The following is a 6,046-nucleotide window of genomic DNA, read 5'->3' as shown; positions in this document are numbered from 1 at the left end:
GGAACTCTGAGGGATAGGGCTTGGGCACTGTGACATCCTTCCAGGCCGCCCGCAGGCAAGCCAGAGTAGATGTCACCTACCGGTGCAGCAGACCCCAGTGTCATCATCGCAAGAAGAGGTGGAGGCCCAGAAAAGAGGATGAGAGCGCTGATCGCCCCGGCGATCACGAGCCAGCTCAGCTTGAGCGTGAGCAGCTTCTCCACGGTCCATGCGCCCGGTCGTCCGGCCAAAGTGTGCTGTCGGTCCAATACCCGCACGACGAGGGCCGGGGTCATCCGCTTCGCGAGCGCCGAGAGAGACACATTGGGTGCCGTGGTGGATTGACCGCTCGTCGCGGCGACCAGTGTCACTCCCCCGCGACGAAGATTCGCCTGGGCTCCGCGACGGACGGGGTCTATTCCGGTCCACGCCAACCAGATGCAGGTGCCCACGGCAAGGGCCGCACAGAGCGCTGCGGAAACGATGAAGGGATCAATGGTCATCAGAACTTGATCTCCACTACTTTGCGAAGCCACAGCCCGCCGATGCTGAGCATGACAATGGCAAGGATCATCAGACCATAGCCGATCGTGGTCTGGGTGAAGGGGGCGAGATATGCGGGGTTGCTCATCAGGAGGAAGCCGGCAAGTCCGAAGGGAAGCACCATCAGGATCAATGCAGAGAGTCGTCCTTCGGCGCTGAGGGTCGCCACTTGGCGACGGATCTCATTGCGCTGCCTGATGGTGTTGGCCACGCCGTCGAGCACCTCGGCGAGGTTTCCACCGACCTCACGGTTGATCGCGATCGCCTGGGTGATCCAGGAGAAGTCCTCGCTCGCCATGCGGGCCGCGGTCATGTCCAGGGCGACGCCGAGGTCCCGTCCCACCCGGGTCTCGTTGACGATGCGCACGAACTCATCTGAGGTGGGACTCTCTGCCTCCTTGGCGACCGAGGAGAGTGCCTGCGGCAGGCTGTGCCCGGCGCGTAGATTCGAGGCCATCAGCTGCAGCGAATCATCAAGCTGCTCGGCGAACTGCTTCTGCCGCTTCGAGATCCGCATCCCGAGCAGGAACTTCGCGCCCAGCGGGACCACGGCGGCGAAGAGGACTCCCAGCAGTCCCCCGCTGAGCACGAGCCCCAGAGCGAAACCGACCACCGAGCCCACAAGGACCAGGAATACGAAGTCCTGCGGTCGCAGCTTCACCGCGGCGAGCTCCAGCGTCGAAGCACCCACCGGGGTCCCCCGTCGGTGGATCAGCCGCTCGACCAAGGCCGTCGCGGCGCCAGCTCCGCGCTCCAAAGCGCTGGGCCTCGGGACATGTCCGGGTTGTCGGCGCTCCAATGGCACACGCACGGGACCAGGAGAGAGCAGCAGGTAGGCAAGGACGCCCACGGCCGATGCCACGATCAGTACCGCACTGGCGAGGAGCCCGTGCTCGGCGAAGAGGTCGATCACCGGACCGATCACGGCACCGTGCCAGTCTCTGGGCGGGAGAAGATTCCCGGGGAGACCGTGATGCCCAGATCGGCGAAGCGCTCGGTGAACCGCGGGCGGATGCCGGTGGAGACGGGTTTCCCGAGGAACTTGCCGTCGTCGTCGACTCCGGCCGCGTAGTCGAAGAGGAAGACATCCTGGAGGGTGACCGTCTGACCCTCCATGCCGTGGACCTCGGTGACCGCGGTGACTCGGCGCGTCCCGTCCCGAAGACGTGTGAGCTGCACGATCAGATCGACCGCTGAGGCGATCTGTTCCCTGATGGCTCGCAGCGGCAGATCCATTCCGGCCATCAGCACCAGCGTCTCCAGCCGGGCAATCGCATCGCGGGGCGAGTTCGCATGGACGGTGGAGAGGGATCCGTCGTGGCCGGTGTTCATCGCCTGGAGCATGTCGAGGCTCTCTCCGCCGCGGACCTCGCCGACGACGATCCGATCCGGTCGCATGCGCAATGAGTTGCGCACCAGATCGCGGATGCTGACCTCGCCCTTGCCCTCCACATTGGGGGGCCTAGACTCCAACCGGACCACATGGTCCTGCTGAAGCTGGAGCTCCACCGCATCTTCGATGGTGACGATCCGCTCGCCCTCCGGGATGAAGGAGGAGAGCACATTGAGCAACGTGGTCTTTCCTGAACCGGTGCCACCGGAAACGATGACATTGAGCTTGGCCGCCACGCAGGCGTCCAGCAGCTCAGCCATCTCCGGGCTGAGCGTGCCGAAGCGGACAAGGTCGGCCACCTTGAAGGGATCCTTGCTGAACTTCCTGATCGTCAGCGAGGACCCGTTGAAGGCCAGCGGCGGGATCACGGCATTCACGCGCGAGCCATCCAAGAGCCGGGCGTCGACCATCGGTGCGGACTCGTCGATCCGACGTCCGATCCGCGAGACGATCCGTTCGATGACCAGCCGCAGATGCTCCTCAGAGGCGAAGCGACTCGCTGCCCGCTGCAGCTGTCCAGACTTCTCGATGTAGATCATGTCCGGTCCGTTGACCATCACCTCGGTGACGGTCTCGTCATCGAGCAGCCGCTGCAGCGGTCCGTAGCCGAGCACGTCGTCCTGGACCTCGGCGGTCAGCCGCTTGCGCTCCTCGGTGCTCAGCGGAATGGAGGACTTCTCGATGACGGCGTTCAGCTCCGCCCGCACCAGGGCATGAAGCTGGCGCTCATCCAAAGACGGGTCATTGAGCCGGGCCCCGATCCGCTGGAACAACGTCGCGGCGGCGCTGTCCTTCAGGCGACGCAGCGCATCGTCGGGCTCCTCAGGACGGGCCGGAGCGGGAGGACGTTCACGGGCACTGGCGACAGTCCGGCGAGTGACAGGCTGCGCGGGAACCGGGGTAGGGGCCTCGTGGACGGGCGAAGGTTCCCTCACTGTCGGCGCAGGAGCGGCGCGGACCGGTTCAGCCTGGGACTGCTGACCCCCCTGAGCCGCTTTCAGCCGTTCAGAGAGGCTCATGTCTTCTTCCCCTTTGCGCGCAGCCGCCCCCGCCTGTCCAGCGTGGTTCCTGCGGGGAGCAGCATGTTTGCCAGCGATACCAGCGATCTCACGAGCGGATCCCGTGTCTGTGACTGCAGGAGCGGGGCCCCGATGTTGATCGAGGCGGGTGCTCCCTTAGACCGAGGTATGGCGGTGCCCACCGGGACGCCCAGTGTCTGTTCCACATCCTTCAACGCGACCCCGTCGGCGGCATCAGAGTGGTTGACCACCACGTGATACCGCTCGGTGAACATCTGAAGCACCGACAGCGTGTCGACGATCTTGCGCAGCCCGCTGAGTGCGGGCACGCTCAGGGTGGTGAGCAAGAGCGGATCGGTGGTGTGATCCAACGCCCCCAGTGTGTGGTCAGCCAACCCTGGGGATGTATCGACCACCACGTAGGGGAACTCCTGGGTCAGCACCTGCAGCAGCTGACTGATCTGGGCGCTGGTAATGCCATCGGCGGCGGCGGGATCCGCAGGCGCGGGCAGCACGTAGAGCCCGGTCTCGTGCAGCGTCAGACGGGTCTTGAGCGCAATGGTGTCTCCGGTCGCCACGCTCTGCAGCGCGTCCGGGAGGAAATGCTCCGGCGAGAGGCTCAGCGCCGTGGCGACATCGCCGAACTGCAGATCCAGGTCCACGATCACCGTCGAGTGCGGCACGGCCTGAGCCAGCGCGACAGCGAGGTTGGTCGTCACGGTCGTCTTGCCCACGCCTCCCTTGGCGGAGACGACGGTGATCACCCGGCCGCTCGGACCCTTGGGTGCGGTCTCGGCACGACGGGCCGCAAGAGCTTCGGCCTGTTGCTTCGCCTTGCCGAGGGCCCGACTGACCTGCGACAGGTCGGCCCCCGGGGAAAGCAGGTCGGTGACCCCGGCGCGCATGGCCCCAAGACCGAGCGCTTCGGGCTGATCGGTGATCAGCAGCACCACGGTGTCCGGATGCTCAGTGTGGAATCGAGCCGCCAGCGCGAGGCAGAGATCAGGGTCGCGCCGGGAGTCCATCACCATCACGCCCGGAACCGAGCCTCCCTGGAGTCGTCCAAGCAGGTCTGCTGGATCCTCCGAATATGGAACGCGCAGAGAAAGGTATCCGGCCCCGGCTGCCTGCGTGTAGACGGCTTCGAGGTCGACATCCGCGCCGGAGAACGCGATGCGGATCATCGCAGCACGTCCTGGACTTCTGCGGAACCGGACTCAACTTCAGGGCCCGATTCGGGCTCAAGCGAGAGCCAGACTCCATGGAACTCCGCAGCGTGAGCAACAAGCCTGGCATCGCTGGCTTCCACGGCAAGGGTCACCATGAGAGTGTCTGCTGCAGGCGTGGTGGTCTCAACCCCTTCATCGTCGACGCCCTCGGTGACTCCACCGTCCACTCGGGTGACGAGGACCTTCTGCAGCGTCAACTGGGTCTCCTGGGGATCAGAGGCACTGACGAAGAACCCGACAGTATCTCCCGGCGTCAGGTGCCCGCCGATCACCCTCGTGGTGGGCAGTTGGACGGTGATCTCGTGGAAGCCCTCAGGGGCATCGACCTTCATCGGATCTTCGAGCTCTTCCGGCGATGCGAAGCGGCCCTCGACCAGCTGTTCGCCCGGGTAGAGCGTCGTGGTCGTCAGCTCTCCCGCCACATCCTCGAGTGAGCCGATGCCACCGGGGATGACGGCCGAGCTGGGCACCTCATCGGTGGACACAGAGTCGGTCATCTCGCTCACCGGGGTGCCTTCTGGGACCGATTCGGTCACCACCAACACGGACTCGGGTGACATGTCCGCCATCGCCCGTTCATCCGCAGTGTTGACATACCTGACCACCAACAGAGCGGCAAGACCAGCGAGGAGGACTGCAAGGACAGCGGCGATAAAACGACGGGACAATGAACAGCCCTTACTCGGTCAGGGCCACGACAGCAGCACCCATACGGGGCCCGCTGGGGCTGTAGTCGAAATTTTCGGTCAGGTCCACGAAACGGTCAAAGCTCCCCCGGATACACCGTTCGCTGCCGCCGCAGGGAGCTGGGGATGGATGACTGTACTGGCCAGCGAAGTAGTAACCGGAAAGGGTGAACGCCGCATACCCGAACACACGGTACTCACCGCTGTTGCCAGTTCCTCTGGTCTGATCAAAGATGGGCAGAAGAACAGTTTTGCCCAACCACTTCTGGAACTCGGCGTTGTTGCAGGGCGACGGGACGTTATTACCCGTGTCAGACCCCACCCACCCGCCGATGATGGATTCGGTTTTTCCACAGTTGGTGGAACTGGGCGTCAACCAACCGAAGCCACCTGGAACTGCATTGCCGGAAGGCCCCGTACACGTAGTGGCGGACGACTTGGTGAAATTAACGGTGCGCTGAGCGCTCGTTGACGGCATATTTACCCCGATCACAGTTCCGTTTGGATCCCGTAGAACCGTGATTCCAGCTTGTGCCGTCAAAGCACACCAGGAGAAGGCCACCGGAAGAACTGCGGTTCCCCCAGTGGGATACCCCCACCGGGCACCAGACTGGGCCTGCAGCCGAGTGGAGTTGATCCCGACGATTGGGGCGAACCAGTGCTCGCGGACGGCGCTTGTCTGGACTTTCACCTCGCCAGCGGTTTCATCCAAGGACTCGATCTCACCGATGGCACCGGCTGCATTGAGATTCGCCGAGGCCATGCTCTGGGCCGTGGCAGCCGTGGTGGCGCAGTCATCGCGCGCGCAGTCCTGGGCGACGGCGAGGGCCCCAGCATCGGCACCGGTCTGGAGTTGCTGCTGCTCGGCGTGCATCGCGCCGACGTCGATGGCCAGTGCTGCCAGGATCATGATCGGGACCATCATGAGCGCCGTGATGACCGCCGAGGCGCCCCGGTCGCGTCCCTTCTCCAGGCGACTCGTCAGGGTCGCGAACTGGGCCCTCAGCCGTTGCATCGCATAGTCCCCTTGCCCGTAAGTGTGACCGTTCCGATGCCGCCCAGAAGCTGCATCGGATAGCTGATCGTCACCGTGGCGGTACCTGTGGTTGGGTCCCCGGGTAGGAGTCCAGTGACTGTGTGGGTTTCGCATCCGATAATGGGTGCAGGAGGAAATTCACTGACATGGCACGTAGACAT

5 protein-coding genes and 1 pseudogene are annotated in these 6,046 nt (G+C 64.4%); all 6 read right to left on the bottom strand.

Annotation, left to right across the window (positions count from 1 at the left end; all coding sequences use genetic code 11):
• Window positions 1-482: pseudogene (locus tag EV640_RS13455) on the bottom strand (hypothetical protein); the annotation flags it as partial.
• Complete coding sequence (locus tag EV640_RS13450) at window positions 482-1,447, bottom strand: type II secretion system F family protein (RefSeq protein WP_235180991.1); 966 nt, start codon at window positions 1,445-1,447, stop codon at window positions 482-484. The gene EV640_RS13450 and the pseudogene EV640_RS13455, both read right to left, overlap by 1 nt.
• On the bottom strand, window positions 1,444-2,934 hold the full coding sequence (locus tag EV640_RS13445; protein WP_036474814.1) for a TadA family conjugal transfer-associated ATPase: 1,491 nt from the start codon (window positions 2,932-2,934) through the stop codon (window positions 1,444-1,446). The genes EV640_RS13450 and EV640_RS13445 overlap by 4 nt, the downstream gene beginning before the upstream one ends.
• Entirely contained in the window at window positions 2,931-4,118 is a 1,188-nt protein-coding gene (locus tag EV640_RS13440; RefSeq protein ID WP_133726723.1) for a CpaE/TadZ family protein, read from the bottom strand. Before EV640_RS13440 ends, EV640_RS13445 begins: the two co-directional genes overlap by 4 nt.
• Entirely contained in the window at window positions 4,115-4,831 is a 717-nt protein-coding gene (gene cpaB / locus EV640_RS13435) for a Flp pilus assembly protein CpaB (RefSeq protein WP_036474817.1), read from the bottom strand. The genes EV640_RS13440 and cpaB overlap by 4 nt, the downstream gene beginning before the upstream one ends.
• A gap of 10 nt (window positions 4,832-4,841) precedes the next feature.
• Entirely contained in the window at window positions 4,842-5,864 is a 1,023-nt protein-coding gene (locus EV640_RS13430) for a pilus assembly protein TadG-related protein (protein ID WP_133726722.1), read from the bottom strand.
• Window positions 5,865-6,046: the final 182 nt, after the last annotated feature.

This window comes from Nesterenkonia aurantiaca (assembly GCF_004364585.1).
Taxonomy (GTDB): Bacteria; Actinomycetota; Actinomycetes; order Actinomycetales; family Micrococcaceae; genus Nesterenkonia; species Nesterenkonia aurantiaca.
The sequence above is the reverse complement of the archived record's forward strand: the minus strand, read 5'-3'. Positions and strand labels throughout refer to the sequence as shown.